The sequence below is a fragment of the Afifella aestuarii genome (assembly GCF_004023665.1).
Taxonomy (GTDB): domain Bacteria; phylum Pseudomonadota; class Alphaproteobacteria; order Rhizobiales; family Afifellaceae; genus Afifella; species Afifella aestuarii.
The window spans coordinates 1,021,228-1,044,348 of record NZ_SAUF01000002.1 but is presented as its reverse complement, the minus strand read 5'-3'; the positions used below and the strand labels follow the sequence as shown (position 1 = coordinate 1,044,348).

The window sequence follows — 23,121 nt, the reverse complement described above, 5'->3', positions numbered from 1 at the left end:
GGATGGCGCCCCCGGTCTTCGGCATCACCGGCTGGAAGAATTCCGGCAAGACGACGCTCGTCGCCCGCCTCGTCAGCGCGTTTTCAGAGCGCGGCCTCATCGTCTCCACGGTCAAGCACGCCCACCACGCCTTCGACATCGATCATCCCGGAACCGATTCGTTCCGGCATCGCGAGGCGGGGGCACGCGAGGTTCTCCTCGTGTCCGATCACCGTTGGGCGCTGATGCATGAGCTCGGCGAAGAGGCGGAGCCCCCCGTCGAGGAGATGCTGTCGCGTCTGTCGCCCTGCGACCTCATCCTCATCGAAGGCTACAAGAAGGCACCTCACCCGAAGCTCGAAGTGCGCCGCCGGGACGGACGGCCCGGGCAGGCGCTCAGCGACAGCGATCCGTCGATCCTCGCAATCGCATCAGATTATCCGGTGGCGAACGCGAAGCTTCCGGTCTTCCATCTCGACGAAGTTGCAAAAATTGCCGATTTCATCGCCGGGCACCTGTCGCTCGATGCCGCCAAATGAGGCAGTCTGCGCCTTTCGCGCCCTCTGCCGGCTATGCCAGGAGGCGCAGAATCGGCCAAACCTGCATTGCCTGTGATCAAGTCTCCTTGCCGCAGGCACGGCGCTTGCTAAAGAGTTGCACAGGCTCAAAGTTTGGGCCGATTATAGGTCCAGCGGCCGTCCCAGGCCGCATCCAACAAGAAATTCGGGAGACAGCATGAGCTTGTTCAAAAAACTGGCGGCTGCAACGGTCCTCGCGGTCTTCGCCACGGGCGCAGCGCAGGCCCAGGAAACGTTGCGCATCGGCACGGAGGGCGCCTACCCCCCGTTCAGCGAAATCACGGCTGACGGTAAGCTCGTCGGCTTCGATATCGACATCGCCAATGCGCTCTGCGACGAGATGAAGGTGAAGTGCGAGTTCATCTCGCAGGATTGGGACGGCATCATTCCCGCCCTTCTCGCCGGCAAGTACGACGCCATCGTCGCCTCCATGTCGATCACGGAGGAGCGCAAGGAGAAGGTCGACTTCACCGACAAATATTACGACACGCCGCAGGCGATCGTCGTGCCGAAGGATTCCGACATCACGGAAGCGACCGCCGAATCGATGGCGGACAGAAGCGTCGGTGCCCAGAGCTCCACGACGCACTCGCAATATGCGGAACAGATCTTCCCGGATTCTGACATCCGCCTCTATCCCTCGGCCGACGAATACAAGCTCGATCTGGCGAGCGGACGTCTCGATGCAGCCCTCGACGACGTGATCGTTCTGTCGGAATGGGTCGACAGCGAAGACGGCTCCTGCTGCAAGATCCTGACGACTCTGCCGGGCGATCCGAAAATCTACGGGCCGGGCATCGGCATCGCAGTGCGCAAGGGTGACGACGAGTTGCGCGAGAAGCTCAACGCCGCCATCAAGGCGATCCGCGAGAACGGCACCTACAAGAAAATCAACGACAAGTACTTCGACTTCGACGTCTATGGCGGATAAGTCGGGGTGTATGATGCATCGGATGGGGCTTTTGAGCCCCATCCTTCTGCCGCGCCAGGGATGACGGGCTGATGGAGTTTTTGGACCTCCTGTCGTTTGGAGGCGGCGGCTGGGGCGATGATCTTGCGGCCGGGCTTGCGGTCACGGTCGCGTTGGCGCTGACGACGCTGCCGATCGGGCTCGTGCTCGGATTTCTGCTTGCGCTCGCCAAGGACAGCGACGATCCCGGCCTCATCCGGGCGGCGACGATCTTCACGACGATCTTCCGCGGGCTGCCGGAGCTTCTGACGCTGTTCATCATCTATTACGGCGGACAGATCGCACTGCAGAAGCTCTTCCGGCTTCTCTTCGACACCTATGTCGAGTTTTCGTCTTTCACGGCGGGCGTGATCGCGCTGTCGCTCGTCTTCGCATCCTTCGCGAGCGAGGTCTTTCTGTCCGCCTTTCGCGGCATTCAGAAGGGCCAGTATGAGGGGGCGTATGCACTCGGCCTGAGGCCGACGACGACGATGCGTCTCGTCATCCTGCCACAGCTCATCCGGCTCGCTTTGCCGGGGCTTTCGAACCTCTGGCTGATCTTGTTGAAGGATACGAGCCTCGTCTCCGTCATCGCCCTCAACGATCTTCTGCGCAACACCAACGTCGCCGTTGGCGTGACCAAACAACCGTTCTTCTTCTATTTCGTCGCCTGCATGATCTATCTGGTGCTGTCCATCATTTCGTCCTTCGGCATCAACGGCATCGACCGCTGGTCGAGGCGCGGCGAGGCGACGAAATGACGATGCGCGAGATGAGCGCCAATCAGGCCGCCAACCCGGCATATGTGTCCGACCGGATTCTTCCGGCGGAGCCTCCGCCCGCATCCGTCCGGCATTGGAGCAAGGCGCGCATCGCCGGCATCGTCTTGATGACGCTGTGGGCCGCGATCGCCCTCGCGCTGGTCGTCTTCTTCATCAGCGCCTGGAATCCGGAACTTCTGACGCGCTACGGGCCAAAGCTCCTCGACGGCCTCCTCGTCACGGTGGAGCTCGTCGTCTTGTCGGTCGCGATCGGCGCGGTTCTGGCCGGCATCGTCGCGGCAGGTCGGCTTTCGAAGAACCGGTGGACGCGCGGGCTGGCTTTTGCCTTTGTGTATTTCTTTCGGGGAACACCGCTGCTTGCCCAGACCTTCCTCGTCTATTATGGCGCCGGGCAGTTTCGCGAGGTGTTCGAAGCGGCAGGGCTGTGGTGGTTCTTCCGCGACGCCTTCAATTGCGCCGCCCTCACCTTCACGCTCAACACCGCCGCCTATCAGGCCGAGATTTATGCCGGGGCCATCCGCGGCATCTCCGTCGGGCAGTGGGAAGGAGCCCGCGCACTCGGGCTCTCGCCTGTCGTCATCTTCTTCAAGGTGGTCGCCCCGCAGGCGCTGATCACGGCTTTACGGCCGCTCGGCAACGAGATCATCTTCATGATCAAGGGCTCTGCGATCGCTTCCGTCATCACCGTCTATGATCTCCTGGGCGAGACGCGGCTTGCCTTTTCCCGCTCCTTCGATTTCCAGGTCTATCTCTGGGCCGCCGGGCTCTATCTCGTCGTCGTGGAAGCGCTCCGGCGCGTCTGGGATGCGGCCGAACGGCGGCTGACGCGGCATCTCAAGCCGGCGCAGGACAGCTCCGGCCAGCAGGTGGTGGCGGAACAGATCGGCGCGTAAGCCGCTAAAGCCTCAGACGAAAAGCTCGGTCTGTTCGAACTTGGTCACGTCGATCAGGCCCTTGTCGGAGATCCTGAGCTCCGGGATGACGACGAGCGCGAGCAGCGAATGCTGCATGAAGGCGTTGTTGAGACGGCAGCCGCAGCTTTGCATGGCAGCGCCCATCCGTGCGGCCTTGGCGGCGACAGCTTCCGCGCGCTCCTCCGAAAGGAGGCCCGCGATCTTGAGCTCGACCAGCGCCAGTTCCTCGCCTTCGGAGATCACCACGACGCCGCCGCCGACTTCGCCCAGGCGGTTCGCCGCCATCGCCATATCGGCCCGATCGGTGCCGACGACGATCATCTGGTGGCTGTCATGGGCGACGGTGGAGGCGATGGCGCAGCGTCGGTTGTAGCCAAATCCGGAGACAAACGCGTTCTGAACGGCCCCTGTGCCGCGATGGCGCTCCACAAGGGCAAGATGGGCGACATCGTTGGTCATATCGGCTTCAACCAACCCATCGACGACGCTCAGCTCACGCTGAAGAGCCTTCGTCGGCGCCTGGTTCTCGATGACACCGACGACGTGAACGCCGACACGGTCCTTTCCCTTGGGCGCGGGCACGGCGAAATCGTCCGCCGTCAGCTTGCGGCCCAGGCGGACTGTGTTCTTCGCCTCTTCCGGATAGCCGTAGAGCGGGATATCGGCGACGAGCGCACCCTTCTCGGCGAGCAGGCGGCCGCGGCCATAGACGGCATCGATTTTGAGTGATGGCAGGTCCGACACCAGAAGGAGATCGGCGCGGCGCCCCGGCGCGATGGAGCCGAGCTCGCGTTCCAGGCCGAAATGCTCTGCCGTGTTGAGCGTCGCCATCTGGATCGCCGTCACCGGCTTCAGCCCCTGGGCGATGGCGTGCCGCACGACGCGGTTCATATGCCCGTCATGCACGAGCGTGCCGGAATGACAATCGTCCGTGCACAGAACGAAGAAGCGCGGGTCGAGCCCCTTTTCGGTGACGGCCTTGATCTGAGCGGCGACATCGTACCAGGCGGAGCCGAGGCGCAGCATTGCGCGCATGCCCTGGCGCACGCGCGCAATCGCATCCTCCATGCGGGTGCCTTCATGATCGTCGGCCGGACCGCCCGCCGCATAGGCATGAAAATCCACTCCGAGATCGGGAGAGGCGTAATGGCCGCCGACGGTCTTGCCGGCCGACACCGACGCAATGATCTCGCCCAGCATCCGCTCGTTGCCCGCGGCGACGCCCGGAAAGTTCATCACCTCGCCAAGACCAATGATGCCCGGCCAGGACATCGCCTCGGCGACCTCCTCCGGCCCGAGCTCGGCGCCTGCCGTCTCGAGCCCCGGCGCGGAAGGCACGCAGCTCGGCACTTCGACGAAAACGTTGACCGGCGCCGTCAGCGCTTCGTCATGCATGAGACGAACCCCGTCGAGACCGAGCACGTTGGCGATCTCATGAGGATCGACGAACATCGACGTCGTGCCGTGGGGAACGACAGCACGCACAAATTCCGTCACCGTCACCATGCCGCTTTCGACATGCATATGGGCGTCGCACAGGCCCGGCACGAGATAGCGACCCCTGGCCTCCACCACCTCGGTCTTCTCGCCGATCGTGTGGGAGGCATCCGGCCCGCAATAGGCGAAGCGCCCCGCGGTGATGGCGAGATCGGTGTTTTCGACAATCTCGCCGGAATGGACGTTCACCCAGCGGCCACCGCGGATGACGAGATCGGCCGGCGTGCGCCCTGCGGCCACATCGACGAGGCGCGGCGCCACCTTTTGCCAGGACGGGAAAGGATCAGTCATTGTCACCTCCAAACGGCCGCGCGGCGCCGACAGCCGGCAAAAGCCTGACCAAGCAGCTGGTCAAAGACTTGGGATACGTCGCTTACCAGGGCATGTTGGAAGAGCTCTGCCCCTGACAAGGCCTTTTTGATTGTCTAGAACCATGAGCAATCGCCGCGCAAAGCAAAAGGGAACGGAACATGGCGAAAGTTGCATTCATCGGCCTCGGCGTGATGGGATACCCGATGGCCGGGCATCTCGCCCATCGAGGCCATAAGGTTACCGTCTACAACCGCACGCAGGACAAAGCGGAGAAGTGGGTCGCCGAACACGGTGGCCGACATGCCCCGACGCCCGAGCATGCCGCTGAGGGCGCGGAATTCGTTTTCTGCTGTGTCGGCAACGACGAGGATCTCAGATCCGTTACGCTCGGCCGCGGCGGCGCTTTCAAGGGAATTGCGCCCGGGGCGATCTTCATCGACAACACGACGGCGAGTGCGGAAATCGCCCGAGAGCTGGCGCATGAAGCGCATGCACACCGCTTCTGCTTCCTGGATGCGCCTGTTTCCGGCGGCCAGGCCGGCGCCGAAAAGGGACAGCTGACAGTGATGGTCGGCGGTGAGCCCAAGGTCTTCGAGAAGGCTCGCCCGGTCATCGAATGCTACGCCAAGATGGTCGGATTGATGGGGCCGGTCGGCTCCGGCCAGCTCACCAAAATGGTCAACCAGATCTGCATCGCCGGCCTCGTCCAGGGGCTCTCCGAAGGCATCAACTTCGCACAGAAGGCGGGCCTCGACGTGGAGAAGGTGGTCGACGTCATCTCCAAGGGCGCGGCGCAGAGCTGGCAGATGGAGAACCGCTGGAAGACGATGACCGAGGATCATTACGATCACGGTTTCGCGGTCGATTGGATGCGCAAAGACCTCGCCATCTGCCTCGACGAGGCGAAAACCAACGGCGCACTTCTGCCGGTGACGGCGCTCGTCGACCAGTTCTACGGCGAGGTACAGGCGATGGGCGGCAAGCGCTGGGACACGTCGAGCCTGATGAAAAGGCTGCAGCGCTTCAAGTGAGGCCGTCATCCTGGCCGCATGAATCTTGAAAGGGCGATGGCCTCGGCCGTCGCCCATTTCAAAGGCTCTTCTCAGGCCAGTTCCGGCTCCGCAAGCTCCGCGATCGTCCCCTGCCGCTCAGGCATATACGTCGCGATCTGCGGGCAGCGCCGACACGCCGCCTCACCTTCCTGCGCAAACCATCGGCAGGCACGGCGTATCACGCAGGCTGGCAGCGCATCGACGACCGGGGAGAGCCCTCCGACGATGCGCCTGGCCAGACGGCAGTCGCTGCCGTCAAAATGGCGACACCTCGCTTCCTCGCAACGTGCGGCAAACCGCAGAACCTGCGTCGGCGGGAGCGGTGCCGTCTGCTCCAGCAGGTCCTTCGTCACGGGAAGATGCGCATTCAAATAGGCCGTGCGTGCCACGCCCTCTTGGGAGAGCTGCACGCCGATGACTTCGGCCTCCGGCATCTGCGGCTGAGCGCTTGGACAAAGCGCGGGACGCCCGTTCTTTTCCATCACAGATACTCACATCTCGAGGGTGATGACTTCCGGCCCAGGCCAGAAGCCGACCGTGATGCCGCCATCGCCGATGACCATCGCGGCGTGCGCCTTACCGAAGGCTCCCTCAAACCGGCTGCCGACCGTCGAAGCGATCTTGCCGATCTCCGCGAACTCGCGCCCCTTCAAGATATCGTCTCGCAGAATAAAGCCGATGATCCCCGGCCCCGGCACGAGAGCGACCTTGAAATCTGCTTCCGCGAGATTGCGGCTCTCTTTGAGAGCTTCGGCGACGGCTTCGTTCAGCTTGCCTGAGAGATCGCGGACAGAGATCGATTTTGCACGTTTGACGGCCATGTCTCATCCTCCCTGGGGATGCACGCGCCTGCGCGTTCCTGCAGAATTCGCAGAACACGTAAATTTCTATTTTGTTTTTTTGGACTGCACGGATGCCGGGCTCGGCCGCAGAATGTAATCTGCGGCCAGCACAAATTCTCCGCGCCACCCAATACTTATAGCACGCGCAATTTACACGTGCAATTGAGAAGAGATAGGTGCGTTCTCAAGTCTCAATAAGAGATAATGCTGCTCTGCACAATAAATCTCTTTGCCATCTCCAGCGCAGGCCAAGCAGGTGCGTGCTATCCCTTCGTCTTCTGCGGCGGGTCGAGCTGCATGAAGTTGAGCGGCAGGGCCGTCGTGTCCTTGATCCTCTCCATGGCAAAGGCGGAGGAGACGTCGGTGATGTCGATCTTGGAGACGAGGCGCTTGTAGAAGGCGTCATAGGCGGCGATGTCCGGTACGACAACCTTGATGAGGTAATCGACCTGCCCGCTCATGCGGTAAAATTCCACCACTTCTGGCATGTCCGAGATGATCTTGGCAAAGCGGAGAAGCCAGTCTTCGTTGTGCTGATTGGTTGTCACGAAGACGAAGACGGTGACATGCGCATTGACCGATTTCGGGTCGAGGACCGCCACCCGCTTCTTGATGACGCCGTCTTCTTCCATCTTCTGGATGCGCCGCCAGGCCGGCGTCGTCGACAGGCCGACACGCCGAGCGATCTCGGCGACGGGAAGCGTCACATCCTCCTGCAGGACAGTCAGGATCATGCGGTCAATGCGGTCCATTCAGGCCTCGGGCGAATTTTGCGTCGTTAGACCATTGTTGGCGCGCACGAGGCAAGCGCTGCGTCACTTGCCGTCTTTCTCTCCACTCTGCGGCTCGATAAGCTCGCGCACGCGCCCCCGCAAAAACGGCAGAACCTCTTCGCGAAAGAACGGATGACGCTTCAGCCAGGCGTTGTTGCGCCAGGAAGGGTGCGGGAGCGGCAGGACGGGCGGCGGACCCGACTGCGCGACAACATCCCGCCAGTCAGTGACGGTCTCCGTCAGCGTGCGACGGCGGAGCGGGCCGAGATGCCAGGCGATGGCGTACTGGCCGATCGCCAGAACGAGTTCCAGCTGCGGCATCGAAGCGAAGACTTCTTCGCGCCAGGAGGGCGCACATTCGCGCCGGGGCGGCAGGTCGCCGCCCTTTTCGTCCTGACCCGGGAAACAGAAACCCATCGGCACGATGGCGATCTTCGAGACGTCGTAGAATTCTTCTCGCGTGACGCCCAGCCAGTCGCGCAGGCGCTCGCCGGAGGGATCGTTGAACGGCGTCGTCGTGGCATGCGCGAGCGTGCCCGCCGCCTGGCTCGCAATGCACAAGCGCGCCGTGGAGGAAATCCTCAAAATCGGATTCGGCTCGTGCGGCAACGGCGCCGCGAACGGCCGCTCCACGCAGATACGGCAAAAGCGGATGCGTGCGGCGAGCGCCTCCGCCGTTTCAGGCGTCTCGTTGGAAGGCGTTTCAGCCACGCGATCAGGCAGACGCGCTCGGGCGGGCCTTGAGACGCGCATGCCAATCGCGCAGAGAGGCAAAATCTTCTGGAATGTCCACCTTCGCAGGCTTCATGAAGTCGAAAGTGACAAGCGCAGTGATATCGGCAACGGAAAAGCCGTCACCGGCGATGAACTCGCGCGTCTGCATCTCGCGGTCGAGGAAGGTGAAAAGCTCCGGCAGCCGCTCGCGGCAGGCCGCCGCCCATTCCGGCACCTGGTTTTCGAGTTCCGCCATCGCGGGGTGTGAGTGGCGGAAGATCGCGGCCACGAGCGCATAGAGATCGAGCTCGATGCGGCGGTTCCACATTTCCACCTGCGCCTGCTGCAAAGCGGTCTTTCCGAAAAGCGCCGGGTCAGGATGCAGCGCCTCGAAATAGCGGCAGATCGCCATCGTTTCCGAAAGCGCGGTGCCATCATCAAGGACAAGAACCGGCAATCGGCGCATCGGGTTGAGGCGAAGAAAATCGAGCGAATAATGCTCCTTCTTGCCAATATCGACGGGCTCGAGAGGTATTTCGAGGCCCTTCTCGGCCAGGAAAATCCGCACCCGGCGTGGGTTCGGCGCGCGTCCGCCATCGAGTAACTTCACTCTCACCTCCGCTCCGGCCGGTTTACCCGGACCACGGCCTTACGGCCTCTTAACCATCTTCACTCGCCCGATCTTAACCGCGCTCCACTACGAAAAAGCGGGAAAAGAGTTGGGGAAGAACCCATGGTGGATGTGGCACAGGCGACGATTTTGCAGGCTTCGCCCGACGAGTCCCGTGCCGCACGCCGCAATATGATCACCCGCGCGCTGGTGCGCAACGTCACGACGGAGAGCGGGCCGAGCGAAGCGCTTTTCCACTTCGAGCAGGAGATGGCGGATCAATACGCCAGGAACCGCATCTCCTTCGCGCCGATCGTGCTTGGCCTCATCCTCGTCCTGACCGTGATGATGGGCTTCATCGGCAATCCGCTATGGGCCGCCTCGTGGGGCGCGGGGGTGCTCGTCCTGCATCTTGCGGCGACCGTCGTCTGCCGCCGCTATGCGGCACTTGCCCCCAATCAGCGCTCGCTGGTCGACTGGAAGAACCGCTTCGTGGTGGTGGAAGCGCTCTATGGTCTCGGCTGGGCCGTGTTTCCTTTCCTGTTTCCGATGGCGGGTGCTGCCGACACGCTGATCGGCATCGACGTGGTGCGCTTTGCGACCGTCATCGTCTTTATGTCGTTGAGTGCCCTCGTCGCAGCCCCCTTGCCGGCGGCGTCCGTCGCCAGCACGCTGCCGATCGCCATCGGCCTCGGTGCGGCGCATATGGTGTCGCCGAGCCTCATCGACATGATGGTGGCCTTCTGCGCGCTCGGTGCGGAGGCGATGCTTCTCTACCTGACAGGCCAGCTCAACGAGCAGTACGCGCAGAGCCTGGTGCTGCGCGCGGAAAAGGACGCCGTTCTCGCCGAGCTCGAACAGGGCAAGGCCGTCTCCGACGAGGCCAGGCGCCGGGCCGAAGCAGCCAATATGGCAAAATCGCAGTTTCTGGCGACGATGAGCCATGAGCTCAGAACGCCGCTCAACGCCATCCTCGGCTTCTCCGAAGTGATGCGCAACGAGATGCTCGGCCCGATCGAGAACGATGCCTACAAGGACTATCTCAACGACATCTACAATTCCGGCCAGCATCTCCTGAAGCTGATCAACGAGATCCTAGACCTCTCCCGCATCGAGGCGGGCAAGCGGGAATTGCGCGAGGAGCTCCTTTCTCTCGTCAGCATCGCGCAGGATGCCAAAGGGCTGCTCGACCTCAAGGCGCGGCAGAAGAACATAAAGGTGTCGGAAGCGTTCGAGGAGCACATGCCGAAGATCGTCGTCGACGAGCAGGCAATCCGGCAGGTGACACTCAACCTTCTTGCCAATGCGCTCAAATTCACCCCGGCCGGGGGTGAGGTGGCCCTCAAGGTCGGCCGTACCGAGGGCGGCGGCCAGTATATCTCCGTGCGCGACAACGGCCCGGGCATTCCCGCCGACGAACTGCCGATCGTCCTCTCAGCTTTCGGCCAGAGCTCGATCTCGATCAAGAATGCCGAACAGGGGACCGGCCTCGGAATTCCCATCGTCCAGGCGCTGATCCACCTTCACGGGGGCCACTTCATCCTGCGCAGCAAGGTCGGCGTCGGTACCGAGGCCATCGCCATCCTGCCAGCGAAGCGTGTCGTTTCGTCATTCACCGACGACAACCGCACCTGGGCCTTGATGCGGGCACGCAAACCCGCGCAGCTGCGCAAGGCGAGCTGAACGGAAACGGCATAAGAGCATCGCCATCAGAGACGGCGATGCTCTCTCTTAAATCTCAGATGACGAAGCTCAGCCGCCGGCGCGATCGACGTTGACGCCCTCACCCGACACGCCAGCCTCGCCGAAAGTCGCCATGTTGGAGTGGGTGTAGGCGGCAGCGCGGACGATGGCCGCGGCAATCGCCGCACCCGTGCCTTCGCCGAGCCGCATGCCGAGATCGAGAAGCGGCGCGCCGCCCATCGCTTCGACGGCCTGACGGTGCGCCTTCTCTGCCGAGCGATGCGCGAAGATGCAGTGATCGGTGGCGCCCGGCGCCATCTTGTGGACCACGGCAACCGCCGCGCTCGTGACGAAGCCGTCGACCACCACCGGGATGCGCTGCATGCGCGCTGCCAGAACGGCGCCCACCATGGCGGCGAGTTCGCGGCCGCCGACGCGCTTCAGAATGACGAGCGGATCGGTTTCACCCTTCACTCTCTCGCAGGCGAGCCTGACCGCCTCGATCTTCGCTTCCAGGACCGCGCCCGTCGAACCGGAGCCGTAGCCCACCCATTCCTCCGGCTCGCCGCCGAAAAGCGCGCAGAAGAGCGCCGAAGCAACCGTGGTATTGCCGACGCCCATCTCTCCGAGGCAGAGAAGATCGATGCCCTCGATCGCCTCCATGCCGTAGGCGATGGTGGCCGCGCAGTCGCGCTCGCTCAGCGCATCCTTCTCCGCGATATCGCCCGTCGGCAGTTCAAGCGCGAGCTCAAAGACCTTAAGGCCGACATTGAAGGAGGTGCAGAGCTGGTTGATCGAGGCACCGCCAGCGCGGAAATTCGCCACCATCTGCTGCGTGACATCGGCCGGATAGGGCGCGACACCGCGAGCCGCAACCCCGTGATTGCCGGCGAAAACGGCAACCATCGGGCGCTCAATGACGGGCTTTTCCTGTCCCTGCCAGCCGGCCAGCCAGATGGCAATCTGCTCCAGGCGGCCAAGGCTTCCGGGAGGCTTCGTCAAACGCCCCTGGCGGGCGCGGGCCGCGGCAAGAGCCTCGGCATCGGGAGCCGGAAGGCTCTTCACGAGGTCACGAAAATCGTCGAACGGCGCAGCGCGTGTGCCGGCATCACGGATGGACAATGGGATTCTCACTTCTTTTGGGAGCCATTGGGGAGGAAAGGTCCACTTTACAGCCGCTTAAAGCGACGATCAAAGGAGCGCAATGCGTCAGCCCGCCCTGTTTCAACGCCCCCCTCGCCGGCCTAATGGTAGCCAGGTTTTATCCTGCCGGAGGCTCGCATGAGCTCGCTCGCCCAACACTTCACCCGCCTGCCGCAGGACCTTCGCGCCTGCCTCGCCTTCCTGTCCCGCCTGCCGATCCGGGCCAAGCCCGAGCCGAGCGAAGAACGCCCGCTTTCGGTCTCCTCCGCCTGCCTGCCGCTCGCGGGGATGCTGATCGCGCTCACCCCTGCGGTCATCTTATCGCTCATAATCTCCTTCGGCGGCTCGACGGTGCTCGCAGCCGCCGTGGCGCTCGGCGCGATGGCGCTGATCACCGGCGGGCTGCACGAAGACGGCCTCGGCGATACGGCCGACGGATTCGGCGGCGGCAAGACGCGCGAACAGCGGCTTGAGATCATGCATGACAGCCGCATCGGCACATACGCGCTCCTCGCTCTCCTCTTCACCGTGATCATCAAGGTGGTCGCGCTTGGCGAGATCTCGCAGAGCGTGGGCGTCGGCGCCTTTTCCATCATCTGCGTCGCGGCCCTTTCGCGCGCCCTCGCCTACACGCATTGGACGAGCCTCCCGCCGGCCCGCACGGACGGTGTCGCGAGCTGGGCCGGATGGCCGAAGACCGCCGATCTCGGCTTCGCAGTTCTCCTGAGCGTACCCGCGATCCTCATACTCATCGTCATGTTCCCGTTCACCGGCATCCTCGCCATCATTCTGGCGACGCTCGGCGTCTTCGCCTTCAGCGCCATGGCGCGGCGGCTGATCGGCGGGCATACCGGCGACACGATCGGCGCCTCGGAACAGATTGCAGCCACAATCCTGTTCGCAACTCTGGCACTCGGGGCCTGAAATCCCCATTTGGGGGCTCATGCTCGACCAATCGTTCATCATCCTCGGTTCCGGCGACGCGGAATGGCCCCGCGTCGTCTACCTTATTGGCGTCCTGATCCTCGTCGTCGGTGGTCTCGCCGCCTATCGCGGGCGCCTCGGCACGGCCGCGAAGCACGCTCTCATCTGGGTCGCCCTCGTCGTCGGCCTGGTCGTGGTCTATGCCTATCGCGAGCCTTTGACGCGCTTTGCCGGACCGGTGATCGATGTTTTGGCACCCGGGCGCATGACGGTGAGCGTCGACGACAGCGGGCGACAGGTGCTCAATGTCGGCCGCAGCTCCAACGGGCATTTCAAGCTCACCGCGGATGTCGACGGCCATGAGCTCGACTTCCTGGTCGATACAGGCGCTTCGAGCCTCGTTCTGACCTATGAGGACGCCGCACGGGCCGGCATCGACGTGACGGCCCTGCGTTTCGACCGGATGGTGGAGACGGCGAACGGCATCACGCTGCAGGCGCGCGCCGAAATCCACACGCTCAAGATCGGCCCCCTCACCTTGAACAACGTCCCGGCCGGCGTGGCGCAGGAAGGCCAGCTCTTCTCCAACCTTCTCGGCATGAACGTGCTCAACCGCTTCGCCTCATGGCGGGTGGAGAACGGCGAACTCATCATCACGCCGCAAAGCTGAATCACACCACAGAGCTGATCAAGCTCCGCTCGCGCTCGTTACTCAGGCGGCGAGACTTTCAAGCCCGCCAGCTTCCGCGAGACCTGCGAGCGCCTTTTCGATGACCTCCGGCCCGGCACCGGCCTTCACGCCTTCGACGGTCAGAATGCGCCGCCAGATGCGCGCGCCCGGCCGCCCGTGAAAGAGGCCGATCATTGGCTTCGTCACCGCCGCCATACGCCCGCCCGCAGCGCAATGCGCCTCCGCATAGGCGCACATCCGCCGCGCTGCGGCGATGAGATCGGGCGCTGGCGCCTCCTCCCCATAAATCTCGCGGTCGACGCCGCCAAGAAGACCCGGATCCTGATAGGCCGCGCGGCCGAGCATGACACCGTCGACCGTCTCAAGATGCGCCTTTGCCGCCGCAAGGTCCGTGATGCCGCCGTTGATGCCGATGAAACGATCCGGCCAGCGCGTCTTCAACCGATAGACGCGGTCGTAATCGAGCGGTGGCACGTCGCGATTTTCCTTCGGCGACAGCCCCTGAAGCCAGGCCTTGCGCGCATGCACCCAGAGCGCGTCGGCTCCCGCCGCAAAGGCCAGATCGGCGAGCGCATCGAGCGCCGTCTCGATATCCTGATCGTCGACGCCCAGACGGCATTTCACGGTGACCGGAAGATCAACGGCCGCCTTCATTGCGGCAACGCCACGCCCGACGATTTCCGGCTCGCGCATCAGACAGGCGCCGAACGTGCCCGATTGCACGCGGTCGGAGGGACAGCCGACATTGAGATTGATTTCGTCATAGCCGAAATCGGCACCGATGCGCGCCGCCTCGGCGAGCTTCGCCGCATCGCTGCCGCCGAGCTGCAGGGCGACGGGATGCTCCTCGGCATCGAAACCGAGCAGCCGGTCGCGATCGCCATGAATGAGGGCATCGGCGGTCAGCATCTCCGTATAGAGAAGCCCCCGCCGCGTCAGCCCGCGATGGAAATAGCGGCAGTGCCGATCGGTCCAGTCGATCATCGGCGCAACGGCGAATTTATGCAGATATTCAGTCACTTCATTTCCAACTGAGAGTCCCGCCGCGATTGGACGGACAGGCGCTGAACGCCGCCATCCAAGGATTTGGGAGACCATCACCTCGCCTGGGTGATCGCGCATCCGCAGAGCACAATGAAACGATTTTGTGGCTCTCTTCAATGCCGTGCCTTGATTCAGCAAGGGAGGCGGCCGCCGATCTGACCGCGTCGCGGCAAAGGTCCTTCGCAGCGCATCGATCGAATGGACGCCGTCGCGGCCGTTGAATCAGCATCTCCACGCGAACGGGCATCCCCGCGGCGAAACGGGGACGCTCAAGGATGCGCGCGGATCTCAGAGGCGGATCTCAGAGATCGATCAGGACCGATTTCGTGCGCCGGTTGGCGAGGAATGCCTCGCGTCCCAGGTCTTTGCCGAGGCCGGAGGCCTTCCACCCGCCCGTCGGCAGGATGTGATCGCGGGAGCGGCCATAGCGGTTGACCCAGACCGTGCCGGCTTCGAGACGCCGGGTCATCCGCAGGGCCCGCGACAGATCGCGGGTGAAAAGCCCGGAACTCAGACCATAGGTCGGGTGACGCGCCATCGTTGCCGCTTCGTCTTCGCTGCCGAAAGACTGCAGCGACAAGACCGGCCCGAACACCTCCTCGCGCATCACGGGGGAGTCTTCTGGTGCATCCGTCACCAGGGTCGGCTGAAAGAAGCTGCCCGCGCGATCGAACCGCGCCCCGCCGCAGACGATCTCCGCGCCGGCTTTGCGAGAGGTGTCCAGAATCCCGCTGATCCTCGAGAGCTGACCTTCGGAGATGATCGGCGGGAAGGTCGTCGTCTCGTCCCATGTCGGGCCGGGGCGAACGGCACTCATCAGTGAGACGATGCGCTCGCCAAGTTCCTGAGCCACCGAGGCCTCTGCGAGAACGCGCGAGCCGGCGACACAGCCCTGCCCGGCATTGCTCAGGATTGTGCGGGTGATGCACCGTGCCGCGAGCTCGATGTCGGCATCGGCGAAGACGACCTGGGGCGATTTCCCGCCGAGCTCCAACGTCACCGGCTTGATGCCGTTGCGGGCCGCATTTTCCATCACGGCGACGCCTGCCCGTGTCGATCCCGTAAACGAGACCTTGGCGATGTCCGGATGCGCCACCAGCGCCTCGCCGGTGGTTGCGCCATCGCCGAGCACCACATTGAAGAGCCCGGCCGGAAGCCCGGCCCGAACCGCGAGCTCTGCCAGATAGAGCGTCGAAAACGGCGTCATTTCAGACGGTTTGAGCACCACGGCATTGCCCGCCGCCAATGCCGGCCCGAGCTTCCATCCGGCGAGCGCGATCGGCACATTCCAGGCCGTGATGGCGCCGACGACGCCATAAGGTTCAGATGCGATAAAGCCCATCTGCCCGTCCGATGTCGGCACCAGCGCGTCGCATTCCTTGTCGGCGAATTCGGCGAAGAAGCGGATCTGTTCGGCCGCCACCACCACGTCGCCCGTCGTCGCCTCGGCAATCGGTCGCGATGAGGCGACCGCTTCCAGCCGGGCCAGGGTCGTCGCCTCCGCCTCGATCAAGTCCGCCCAGGCATGCAAAACGCGGACCCGGTCACGCGGTGCGCAGCCCGCCCATCCCGAGCTCTCCAGCGCCGCCTTCGCCGAGGCGACGGCCCGGTCCACGGTCTGCGCGTCCGCGAGCGGGACGGAGGCCAGCTTGCGCCCGTCAGAGGGGGCAAAAACCTCGATCGCGTCCGGGCCCTGAAGATAGGCGCCGTCGATGAAGTGGCCCCGGGGCAGCTCGAGGGTGTCGGGATCGAAGCTGAGTGTCATGAGGTCGTTCCTGTTTCACTGAGAGAAGGTCGGCGGCGTTGATCAGGTGTGCGGCAGCGCAGGGCCGAGAGCCGCGCCGGCACGCCTCCGGCGTCGACTGTGCGCTCGGGCATGCGATCAAGCCTCAGCAGAGCGCCTGACTTGCGAGGGTGTAGACCTTGGCAGGACCGGTCTGCCGGGTCGGGGCGGCTCCCGGCCGCGTCATGGCGAGCCCGGTCGAGACCCGCTCAAGGCCGGCTTCTGCCGCAATCGCAGCCAGGCGGTCTCCCGCGGCAGTCAGGTCGAAACGCAGAAAAGTCCCAGCTGTGCGCGCGATGCCGGCCCGAAGAAGCCCCTCAGCCGTCGCATCGTCGCGCGCCACCAGCGGGCCGATCAGCATGCCGCGCCCAAACTTGCGGAGCGCCACATATCCCTGAAGCACGCTCCCGTCACGCTGCACCCATATATCCCCATCGCGCAGCAACAACGCCAGCAGCGCGCGACGGTTCATTCCGATCGCCTCCAGATCCAAGGCCGCCAGCACGTCCAGATCGTCCGAACCCGCCTTCTCGACCCTGTCGGGCGCCTCCACCCTCACGGCCGTACCGCCGTACTGGGTGATCATGCCGGTCGCGGCGAAGCCCAGCTTTTCATAGAGCGGGCGGCCGGCCTCGGTCGCGGTCAGACGACATTCTCTGTGCCCCGCCGCATCGAGCGCCGCCTGCATCAACCGCCGGCCGAGCCCGATTCCGCGGACCGAAGGATCGACGATGATCATGTTGCAGGTACCAGCCGCCTCCCCGTAGGGAACGAAGTTGGCGGTCCCGACCAATTGCCCGTTCAACACGGCGCCCCGGCCCTTGCCGAGTTCCAGGAGGTGCCCCCAGTCTTCGGGTCGATGCAGCCAGTTTTCCTGCACCGAAAGGCGGTGTGCGTGGGGGATATGTTCGGGCGTCAGGTCGATCAGTTCGACACGGGCCCCAGCCGTGGCATTCATTGGGATCTCCTTGTTGCGGACCACGCCTCACGCGCGACAAGAGCGGCGCGACCGTCGGTCAGTCCGCAGGATGAGAAGCGCGGCTCCTTCACCCTCCGGCGATCTGCGCCGTTGCGAAGTGCGAGCGAATGCCTCTCGACAGCTTCGGCGGTTGTTCGCACGCGATCGGCTGAGATCGTTTCAATTCAGAAAGACTGCCGGCGGCCTCCAGAACGGAGGTGTGTGACGGCAGTCGTTCCGCAATTCGTCACCTCGACGGAGCGAGAGGGAACGCCTGTCCCGTTTCAGCGCGTGGCGCGCGCCAGAGCCAGCCGATCACGCAGGCGATAGCCCTGGATGACAGCGGGAAGGAAATAAGGCTTGCCGTTGTAGAAGGGTATGGCCGCCGGGGGGCGGAACTCGAAGGCGGTGCGGGCCTGATCGTCTCCGAGCAGCTTGTGCGCGGCGCGGGTTCCAAGCCAGGGCGCCCACACGACACCAGAGCCACAGAAACCGGTGGCATAGGTCACGCCCTCGCGCTCGAAAAGGCGCGGAACCATGTCCCAGTTCATGGCGACATGGCCATACCAGCTGTGACTGAGGCCGACATTCTTCAGCTCCGGGAAGATCCGCAGCAAGCCCTGGCAGATATTCTCCGTAGGCCCTGTTTCGTCAGTGCCCGTAGAGGCATCGCGCCCGCCCAGAAGAATGCGCGTACCGTCCGGCGTCGGCCGGAAATAGTGCCCCAGGATCAGCCCTTCGCTGTACATCATCCGGCTCGGCATCAACCGGTCCATCACCTCGATGGGCAGCGGATCTGTCACGATGATCCGGCTGCGAACCGGGATCAGACGACGCCGCAACCACGGATCGGAGCCATCGGTGTAGCCGTTGGTGCAGACGAGAACCTGGCGGGCAGAGACGGTGCCCGCTGAGGTCTCGACGGAGAATTCGGCGCCGTCGCGACGAACGCCCTTCACCTCAGTCCCGGAATGCACGGCGGCACCGGCCTCCAGTGCGAGGCGTAAAATCTCTGCGGCGAGTTTCGCCGGGTGCACCCCGCCGATGTCCATGCGCACATGGCCGCCGCGATAGAAATCACTGCCGATATAGCGGGATTGCTCGGCCTGCGGCACGGCAAAGGCTTCTATTCCAAGCCGCTTGTGCAGCGTCTCTGCAGTGCGCGCACCGGCTTCATATTGCTCCCTTCCGATGGCGCCACCAAACTTGCCCACCGGCTGAAAATCGCAATCGAGCTTTTCGGTGCGAATGAAGTCGTAGAGGAATTCCCGCGCCGTCTTGCCTTCGGCTTCGATGGCAAGCGCGCGGTCTTCACCAAAGCGGCGAGAGAGCTCGTCGAAGCTCGGCCGAATGTTGCCGCTCGTAATGCCCCCGTTGCGCGAAGAGGCGCCCTCGCCCGGCATCATCTTGTCCACGACGACGACAGATCGTCCTGCACGGGCCAGGATCACCGCGGCGGTCAGCCCCGCAAAGCCGGCCCCGACGATCAGAACGTCGGTCTTTTGCGGCAGGGACTGCGCAGGCAGCGGCCGAACGGGAGCGGCAACCCACCAATAAGGGCTGTTCTGAATTTGAGCAGTTTTCGACATTGGCCTATCTCTGAAGGATGGTTTTACAAATGGCGATCGAACTGAACGGCGCCGATGATCCAGAGCACTGCAGCCGGCTCGGAGCTCACATTGCTCAAGCTATGAGGAAGCATCCCGTCGAAGGCGAAACTATCGCCATGTGAAAGAGCGACGTTCTTGCCGTCGACAGTCAGGATAACCTCTCCGTCGAGGACGAGACCGCCCTTTTCGGCAGGATAACTGAGCGCCCACCCACCCGATTCCGCGCCGGCATCGATGTGAATGATCATCAGCTGCAGGTGCGGCTTATCCGTCGGCGTCAGCAATTCCTTCTGCAAATCCCCGAGGTCTATGATCGGGCGATTGTCCGCGCGCCGGACAAAGTCGGGATCTCCCGCATGCTCCGTCTCGGATGCAGGCTTGGCGAAGAGCTCCTGAAACGAGACGTTCAGCGCCCGCCGCAAAGATGTGAGCAAGCGCACCGAGGGATTGGCGAGGCCGCGTTCGACCTGGCTGATCATGCCGACGGAAACGCCTGACGCCTCGGCGAGCGCCTTCAGGGACATTCCCTTCTGCTTGCGCAAAAGGCGCAAAGTGGCCCCAACATGTTCCTCGGCATGCTCGACGCTAAAGTTGGACTTCTGATCCATAGACGGCTCCCTTCCGGCAAGCGTGTGTCAGCAGAAGGCCGGGTTCAGCAATGCCTGACGGCGTCCTTGCAATTTGCACACTGCACGCAAAATTTTGAAACTTCAATCGGAAATGCCTCATTTCCACCGACGCCTGAAAAATAGCCAAAATACGTTTTTACTATATATATCAAATTATTAAGTGGGTCCGATAGAAGCAAATGGCCCCGCCGATCGGTGGCCAATCATCAAAATTCTTGCGGCTAATTTCAATATATGCTCACCTGCGTCAAGCATGGCAGGAGGAGCGTTTCGTGACAATCGAGCCTAACCCGCGCCCGCTCGGCCAGGACGCCGCGCTTTCGGTCAGAAACCTGACATTGAACCTTCCCAAAGGGATGGAGCGCTCCTACGCGGTCTCGCAGATCTCGTTTGATCTCGTGCCAGGCAAAATTCTCTGCATCATCGGGGAGTCGGGGTCAGGAAAATCGATCACCGCGAACGCCATCATGGGGCTCCTTCCCTTCAGCATTCGCATCGGTGAAGGCAGCATCTACGTGGGCACCACGGAGATTCAGTCCATGAATCCTGCGGCGCTTCGCGACATGCGCGGGCGGAAGGTGTCCATGATCTTCCAGGACCCGCTCTCGGCGCTCAATCCTCTGATGACGGTCGGCGATCAGATCGTCGAAGTCATGTCCGCGCACGGGGTCGGCACCAAGGCCGAACGCAAATCCCGCGCTGTCGAGCTTTTGAAAGAAGTCGGACTGCCCGAGCCTGAGACGATGTACCGGCAATACCCGTTCCGGCTGTCCGGCGGTCAGCGGCAACGCGTCATGATCGCCATGGCGCTCGCGCTCGAACCCGGCATCTTGATCGCGGACGAACCGACGACCGCGCTGGATGTCACCACCCAGGCGCAAATCCTGGCGCTTATCAAAGACATCCAGCACCGCAAGAATATGAGTGTCGTGTTCATCACCCACGATTTCGGCGTGGTGGCCGAGATCGCCGACAACGTGGTGGTGATGGAAAAGGGCAAGATCGTCGAGCAGGGCGATGCGGATACGGTCCTCAAGACGCCCTCCCATCCCTATACCAAGCGCCTGATCGCCGCGGTTCCGCACATCATCGGGCAGGACCGCACGCCTCATGTCGCCCGCAGCGACACGCCCATTCTGAAAGTTCGCGACCTCGTCAAGACCTATCGCAGCGGGAGCCGGATGTTCGGCACCGAGCGCGTCGTCAAGGCGGTCCAGGGCGCGAGCTTCGATCTCCTGCCGGGGCGCACGCTTGGCGTTGTCGGAGAAAGCGGTTCGGGCAAGTCCTCGATGGGGCGCCTTCTGGTCAAACTGGCCGAAAGCGACGGCGGCGAGATCTTTTTCGAGGGCACGGATATCGCTCCGATGTCCGAGGCCGAGTTCCGCCCGCTGCGTCCGCGGATCCAGATGATCTTTCAGGATCCCTTCGCCTCCCTCAACCCGCGCTCGACCATCGGCCAGATCCTGACCGTCGGTCCGTGCGCGCATGGCATGTCGTTCTCAGATGCAAAGGCCGAGGCGCTCGCCTTGCTCACCGAGGTCGGTCTCGATCCTGGAGCTTTCGATCGCTACCCGCACGAATTCTCCGGCGGCCAGCGTCAGCGTGTCGGCATCGCCCGGGCGCTGATGTTCAAACCACGCCTCCTCGTCGCCGATGAATCGGTCTCGGCACTGGACGTGTCCATCCAGGCACAGATCCTCGAACTGCTTGACCGGATCCAGCGGGAGACCGGCGTCTCGATGGTGTTCATCACCCACGACCTGCGCGTCGCCTCGCAGATCAGTGACGAAATTGCCGTCATGCAGAAGGGTCGCATCGTCGAGATGGGACCGCCCTCGCAGATCTTTCTCAATCCCCAAAGCGACTACACGCGAGAGCTGGTGGCAGCAATTCCAGGGGAAAAGGCGGCCGCCTGAAGCCGCCGACCCACCAACCCGTTCATTTCGAGAGGGAAGAGTCGATGACCGAGAAGAAAAGCATAACTTTGACCCGGCGCGGTGCGCTCGGACTTATGGGCGCCGCCGGCGCCACGCTGATGGCCCCCAATCTGCTCGGCAAGCCGGCCTTTGCGCAGACCGAGGGCTCCCCGGAGGGCCGGGTGATCGTGGGCCTCGTGCAGGAACCCACCGTCTTCAACCCGTTGATGGTCAAAATCGAAGTCGACGACGGCGTGCACTTCTCGGTCTTCGACGCCTTGTTCCGCTTCACGCCTGAAGGCGAGGTCGTGCCCAATCTCGCAACCGAGGTGCCCACCCAGGCCAACGGCGGCATTTCCGAGGATGGCACCGAATGGCGCATCAAGCTGCGTGACGACGTGAAATGGCACGACGGCAAGCCATTTACGGCCGAAGATGTGAAATTCACGCTCGAGCTGATCGTGAATCCGGATTTCCGCGCCTGGCGCACGGCCGGGCACTCGCTTTTGCGTGACATCACCGTGGTCTCTCCGACGGAGCTGACCTGGCGGATGGAAGAGCCGTTTTCGCCCTACCTGTCCTTCCTGACGGAAACCTTCATCGTTCCCAAGCATGCCTTCGAAGGCGTCGAGGACCCCAACAGCGCCCCCTTCAACCAGAGCCCGATCGGCACCGGCGCATTCAAATGGGACCGTCGTCTCGCCGGCGACCGGGTCGAACTGCTCGCCAATGCCGACTATCACGGCGAAGGACCCTACCTCGAACAGCTGGTTTTCAAGTACATCCCGGACATCACCGTTCACTTCACGCAGTTCCGCAGCGGCGACATCGACCTTTTGGGCCGGATGTACATCACGCCGGACAATTACGAAGAAGCCAAGACCCTCCCCGATCGCACGCTGGTGCTGCAACCGGCTCCGTCGATTGAATCGATCGCGCTCAACCTGGAGCGCCCTCAATTCAAGGAACTCGCGGTGCGCGAGGCCCTTTACGCGGCCATCGACAAGCAAGCGATCATCGACGCGATCTACTACGGCGTGCATGATCCGGTCGAAAGCTATGTGCCGCGCAACTCCTACTACTATTATCCGGACCTGCCGCTGCACGAATACTCGCCCGACAAAGCCAATGCGCTTCTCGACGAAGCCGGCTGGAAACGCGGCGCCGGCGGTATCCGCGAAAAGGATGGCGTGCGGCTTTCCTTCAAGAACTCGACCACCTCCGGCAACCATCTGCGTGAACAGATGCAGCAATTCGTCCAGCAAATGCTGCAACAGGTCGGCGTCGAGATGACGATTGAAAACATGCCGGCTGCCGTCATGTGGGGCGATTTCTGGATGCAATCGCGCTTCGACACGGCGGTCGTCGGCACGACCTACCTGATCGGCTCGGACCCGGACGTCACCAACCGTTTCCATTCGAGCGCGATCACCGCACAGGGCGGCTCCGGCTCAAACAACGTGCAGATCAAGAACGCCCGCATCGACGAGCTTCTGGAAAAAGGCACGCGCATCTTCGACCCGGTCGAGCGCAAGGTCATCTACGACGAGGTGCAAAAGATCGTCCGTCACGAGCTGCCGTTCCTGCCGCTCTTTGCCGAGAACTTCATCCACGGACGCAAGTCCGGGATCGAAGGCTTCGAGCCCAACGGCAACACCCGCACGGAATCCTGGAACGCCGCCAGCTGGTATTGGGTCAGCTGACCTCTCCGGCGCCCGCCGCCGCCTCTGCGGCGGCG

At 63.2% G+C, this 23,121-nt stretch carries 22 protein-coding genes; 10 read left to right on the top strand and 12 right to left on the bottom strand.

Translation table 11 applies throughout. The features are described from left to right. Nucleotides 1-2 precede the first annotated feature (2 nt). The 4 genes from mobB to EO094_RS13310 all read left to right on the top strand — a co-directional run bounded on the left by mobB (nt 3) and on the right by EO094_RS13310 (nt 3,181). Nucleotides 3-518 carry a molybdopterin-guanine dinucleotide biosynthesis protein B gene (gene mobB, locus EO094_RS13325; RefSeq protein WP_128292848.1) on the top strand — a complete coding sequence of 172 codons (516 nt, stop codon included), beginning with the start codon at nt 3-5 and terminating at the stop codon, nt 516-518. Nucleotides 519-714: 196 nt separating this feature from the next. Then, nucleotides 715-1,488 carry an ABC transporter substrate-binding protein gene (locus tag EO094_RS13320; protein WP_128292845.1) on the top strand — a complete coding sequence of 258 codons (774 nt, stop codon included), beginning with the start codon at nt 715-717 and terminating at the stop codon, nt 1,486-1,488. Nucleotides 1,489-1,556: 68 nt separating this feature from the next. Continuing rightward, entirely contained in the window at nt 1,557-2,267 is a 711-nt protein-coding gene (locus EO094_RS13315; RefSeq protein ID WP_409976979.1) for an ABC transporter permease, read from the top strand. 11 nt (nt 2,268-2,278) lie between these two features. After that, nucleotides 2,279-3,181, top strand: a complete 903-nt coding sequence (locus tag EO094_RS13310; RefSeq protein WP_128293406.1) for an ABC transporter permease — start codon at nt 2,279-2,281, stop codon at nt 3,179-3,181. 12 nt (nt 3,182-3,193) lie between these two features. Here EO094_RS13310 and ade read toward each other — a convergent pair whose 3' ends face one another. After that, nucleotides 3,194-4,990, bottom strand: a complete 1,797-nt coding sequence (ade, locus tag EO094_RS13305) for an adenine deaminase (protein ID WP_128292842.1) — start codon at nt 4,988-4,990, stop codon at nt 3,194-3,196. Between the two features lie 149 nt (nt 4,991-5,139). On the opposite strand from ade, the gene EO094_RS13300 reads away from it, so the two are divergent. Then, the gene (locus tag EO094_RS13300) at nt 5,140-6,042 is read left to right on the top strand and encodes an NAD(P)-dependent oxidoreductase (RefSeq protein ID WP_281275259.1); all 903 of its coding nucleotides are present in this window, start codon (nt 5,140-5,142) and stop codon (nt 6,040-6,042) included. A 71-nt stretch (nt 6,043-6,113) separates the two neighbouring features. Here the strand turns inward: EO094_RS13300 and EO094_RS13295 are convergent, their stop codons facing one another. The 5 genes from EO094_RS13295 to EO094_RS13275 form a co-directional block, all read right to left on the bottom strand. After that, a complete protein-coding gene (locus EO094_RS13295) occupies nt 6,114-6,545 on the bottom strand; it encodes a hypothetical protein (protein WP_128292836.1) in 432 nt (143 codons plus the stop codon). A 9-nt stretch (nt 6,546-6,554) separates the two neighbouring features. Beyond that, nucleotides 6,555-6,884, bottom strand: a complete 330-nt coding sequence (locus EO094_RS13290) for a hypothetical protein (RefSeq protein WP_128292834.1) — start codon at nt 6,882-6,884, stop codon at nt 6,555-6,557. A gap of 284 nt (nt 6,885-7,168) precedes the next feature. Further along, nucleotides 7,169-7,657: an Lrp/AsnC family transcriptional regulator gene (locus tag EO094_RS13285; RefSeq protein WP_128292832.1), complete on the bottom strand. Its 489-nt coding sequence runs from the start codon at nt 7,655-7,657 to the stop codon at nt 7,169-7,171. A gap of 63 nt (nt 7,658-7,720) precedes the next feature. Next, complete coding sequence (locus EO094_RS13280) at nt 7,721-8,389, bottom strand: uracil-DNA glycosylase family protein (RefSeq protein WP_246008505.1); 669 nt, start codon at nt 8,387-8,389, stop codon at nt 7,721-7,723. A gap of 4 nt (nt 8,390-8,393) precedes the next feature. Beyond that, nucleotides 8,394-9,002, bottom strand: coding sequence for a glutathione S-transferase family protein (locus tag EO094_RS13275; protein WP_128292828.1), 609 nt, complete (start codon nt 9,000-9,002; stop codon nt 8,394-8,396). A gap of 123 nt (nt 9,003-9,125) precedes the next feature. On the opposite strand from EO094_RS13275, the gene EO094_RS13270 reads away from it, so the two are divergent. Further along, nucleotides 9,126-10,685 carry a sensor histidine kinase gene (locus tag EO094_RS13270; RefSeq protein WP_128292825.1) on the top strand — a complete coding sequence of 520 codons (1,560 nt, stop codon included), beginning with the start codon at nt 9,126-9,128 and terminating at the stop codon, nt 10,683-10,685. Nucleotides 10,686-10,754: 69 nt separating this feature from the next. Here the strand turns inward: EO094_RS13270 and cobT are convergent, their stop codons facing one another. After that, nucleotides 10,755-11,801, bottom strand: a complete 1,047-nt coding sequence (gene cobT, locus EO094_RS13265) for a nicotinate-nucleotide--dimethylbenzimidazole phosphoribosyltransferase (protein ID WP_425455896.1) — start codon at nt 11,799-11,801, stop codon at nt 10,755-10,757. Nucleotides 11,802-11,966: 165 nt separating this feature from the next. On the opposite strand from cobT, the gene cobS reads away from it, so the two are divergent. Continuing rightward, nucleotides 11,967-12,752: an adenosylcobinamide-GDP ribazoletransferase gene (gene cobS, locus EO094_RS13260; RefSeq protein ID WP_128292821.1), complete on the top strand. Its 786-nt coding sequence runs from the start codon at nt 11,967-11,969 to the stop codon at nt 12,750-12,752. Between the two features lie 19 nt (nt 12,753-12,771). Next, nucleotides 12,772-13,422 (top strand): retropepsin-like aspartic protease family protein, encoded by a 651-nt coding sequence (locus EO094_RS13255; RefSeq protein WP_128292819.1) that lies wholly within the window; start codon nt 12,772-12,774, stop codon nt 13,420-13,422. Nucleotides 13,423-13,464: 42 nt separating this feature from the next. On the opposite strand, the gene dusA is transcribed toward EO094_RS13255, so the two are convergent. The 5 genes from dusA to EO094_RS13230 form a co-directional block, all read right to left on the bottom strand. After that, nucleotides 13,465-14,427 (bottom strand): tRNA dihydrouridine(20/20a) synthase DusA, encoded by a 963-nt coding sequence (gene dusA / locus EO094_RS13250; protein WP_246008532.1) that lies wholly within the window; start codon nt 14,425-14,427, stop codon nt 13,465-13,467. 361 nt (nt 14,428-14,788) lie between these two features. After that, nucleotides 14,789-16,252, bottom strand: coding sequence for an aldehyde dehydrogenase family protein (locus tag EO094_RS13245; protein WP_128292814.1), 1,464 nt, complete (start codon nt 16,250-16,252; stop codon nt 14,789-14,791). Nucleotides 16,253-16,376: 124 nt separating this feature from the next. Continuing rightward, nucleotides 16,377-17,228, bottom strand: coding sequence for a GNAT family N-acetyltransferase (locus EO094_RS13240; protein ID WP_128292811.1), 852 nt, complete (start codon nt 17,226-17,228; stop codon nt 16,377-16,379). A 284-nt stretch (nt 17,229-17,512) separates the two neighbouring features. Further along, nucleotides 17,513-18,817 (bottom strand): NAD(P)/FAD-dependent oxidoreductase, encoded by a 1,305-nt coding sequence (locus EO094_RS13235; protein ID WP_128292809.1) that lies wholly within the window; start codon nt 18,815-18,817, stop codon nt 17,513-17,515. Nucleotides 18,818-18,840: 23 nt separating this feature from the next. Beyond that, the gene (locus EO094_RS13230; RefSeq protein ID WP_128292807.1) at nt 18,841-19,446 is read right to left on the bottom strand and encodes a helix-turn-helix domain-containing protein; all 606 of its coding nucleotides are present in this window, start codon (nt 19,444-19,446) and stop codon (nt 18,841-18,843) included. 377 nt (nt 19,447-19,823) lie between these two features. On the opposite strand from EO094_RS13230, the gene EO094_RS13225 reads away from it, so the two are divergent. Continuing rightward, entirely contained in the window at nt 19,824-21,383 is a 1,560-nt protein-coding gene (locus EO094_RS13225) for an ABC transporter ATP-binding protein (RefSeq protein WP_246008531.1), read from the top strand. A gap of 44 nt (nt 21,384-21,427) precedes the next feature. Beyond that, nucleotides 21,428-23,086, top strand: coding sequence for a peptide ABC transporter substrate-binding protein (locus tag EO094_RS13220; RefSeq protein WP_128292802.1), 1,659 nt, complete (start codon nt 21,428-21,430; stop codon nt 23,084-23,086). Nucleotides 23,087-23,121: the final 35 nt, after the last annotated feature.

Bases quoted from the DNA above. Each gene is read 5' to 3' on its own strand.
- mobB (WP_128292848.1), top strand. From the start codon at position 3: ATGGCGCCCCCGGTCTTCGGCATCACCGGCTGGAAGAATTCCGGCAAG.
- EO094_RS13320 (WP_128292845.1), top strand. From the start codon at position 715: ATGAGCTTGTTCAAAAAACTGGCGGCTGCAACGGTCCTCGCGGTCTTC.
- EO094_RS13310 (WP_128293406.1), top strand. From the start codon at position 2,279: ATGAGCGCCAATCAGGCCGCCAACCCGGCATATGTGTCCGACCGGATT.
- ade (WP_128292842.1), bottom strand. From the start codon at position 4,990: ATGACTGATCCTTTCCCGTCCTGGCAAAAGGTGGCGCCGCGCCTCGTC.
- EO094_RS13295 (WP_128292836.1), bottom strand. From the start codon at position 6,545: ATGGAAAAGAACGGGCGTCCCGCGCTTTGTCCAAGCGCTCAGCCGCAG.
- EO094_RS13290 (WP_128292834.1), bottom strand. From the start codon at position 6,884: ATGGCCGTCAAACGTGCAAAATCGATCTCTGTCCGCGATCTCTCAGGC.
- EO094_RS13285 (WP_128292832.1), bottom strand. From the start codon at position 7,657: ATGGACCGCATTGACCGCATGATCCTGACTGTCCTGCAGGAGGATGTG.
- EO094_RS13270 (WP_128292825.1), top strand. From the start codon at position 9,126: ATGGTGGATGTGGCACAGGCGACGATTTTGCAGGCTTCGCCCGACGAG.
- cobS (WP_128292821.1), top strand. From the start codon at position 11,967: ATGAGCTCGCTCGCCCAACACTTCACCCGCCTGCCGCAGGACCTTCGC.
- EO094_RS13255 (WP_128292819.1), top strand. From the start codon at position 12,772: ATGCTCGACCAATCGTTCATCATCCTCGGTTCCGGCGACGCGGAATGG.
- dusA (WP_246008532.1), bottom strand. From the start codon at position 14,427: ATGATCGACTGGACCGATCGGCACTGCCGCTATTTCCATCGCGGGCTG.
- EO094_RS13245 (WP_128292814.1), bottom strand. From the start codon at position 16,252: ATGACACTCAGCTTCGATCCCGACACCCTCGAGCTGCCCCGGGGCCAC.
- EO094_RS13240 (WP_128292811.1), bottom strand. From the start codon at position 17,228: ATGAATGCCACGGCTGGGGCCCGTGTCGAACTGATCGACCTGACGCCC.
- EO094_RS13235 (WP_128292809.1), bottom strand. From the start codon at position 18,817: ATGTCGAAAACTGCTCAAATTCAGAACAGCCCTTATTGGTGGGTTGCC.
- EO094_RS13230 (WP_128292807.1), bottom strand. From the start codon at position 19,446: ATGGATCAGAAGTCCAACTTTAGCGTCGAGCATGCCGAGGAACATGTT.
- EO094_RS13225 (WP_246008531.1), top strand. From the start codon at position 19,824: ATGGAGCGCTCCTACGCGGTCTCGCAGATCTCGTTTGATCTCGTGCCA.
- EO094_RS13220 (WP_128292802.1), top strand. From the start codon at position 21,428: ATGACCGAGAAGAAAAGCATAACTTTGACCCGGCGCGGTGCGCTCGGA.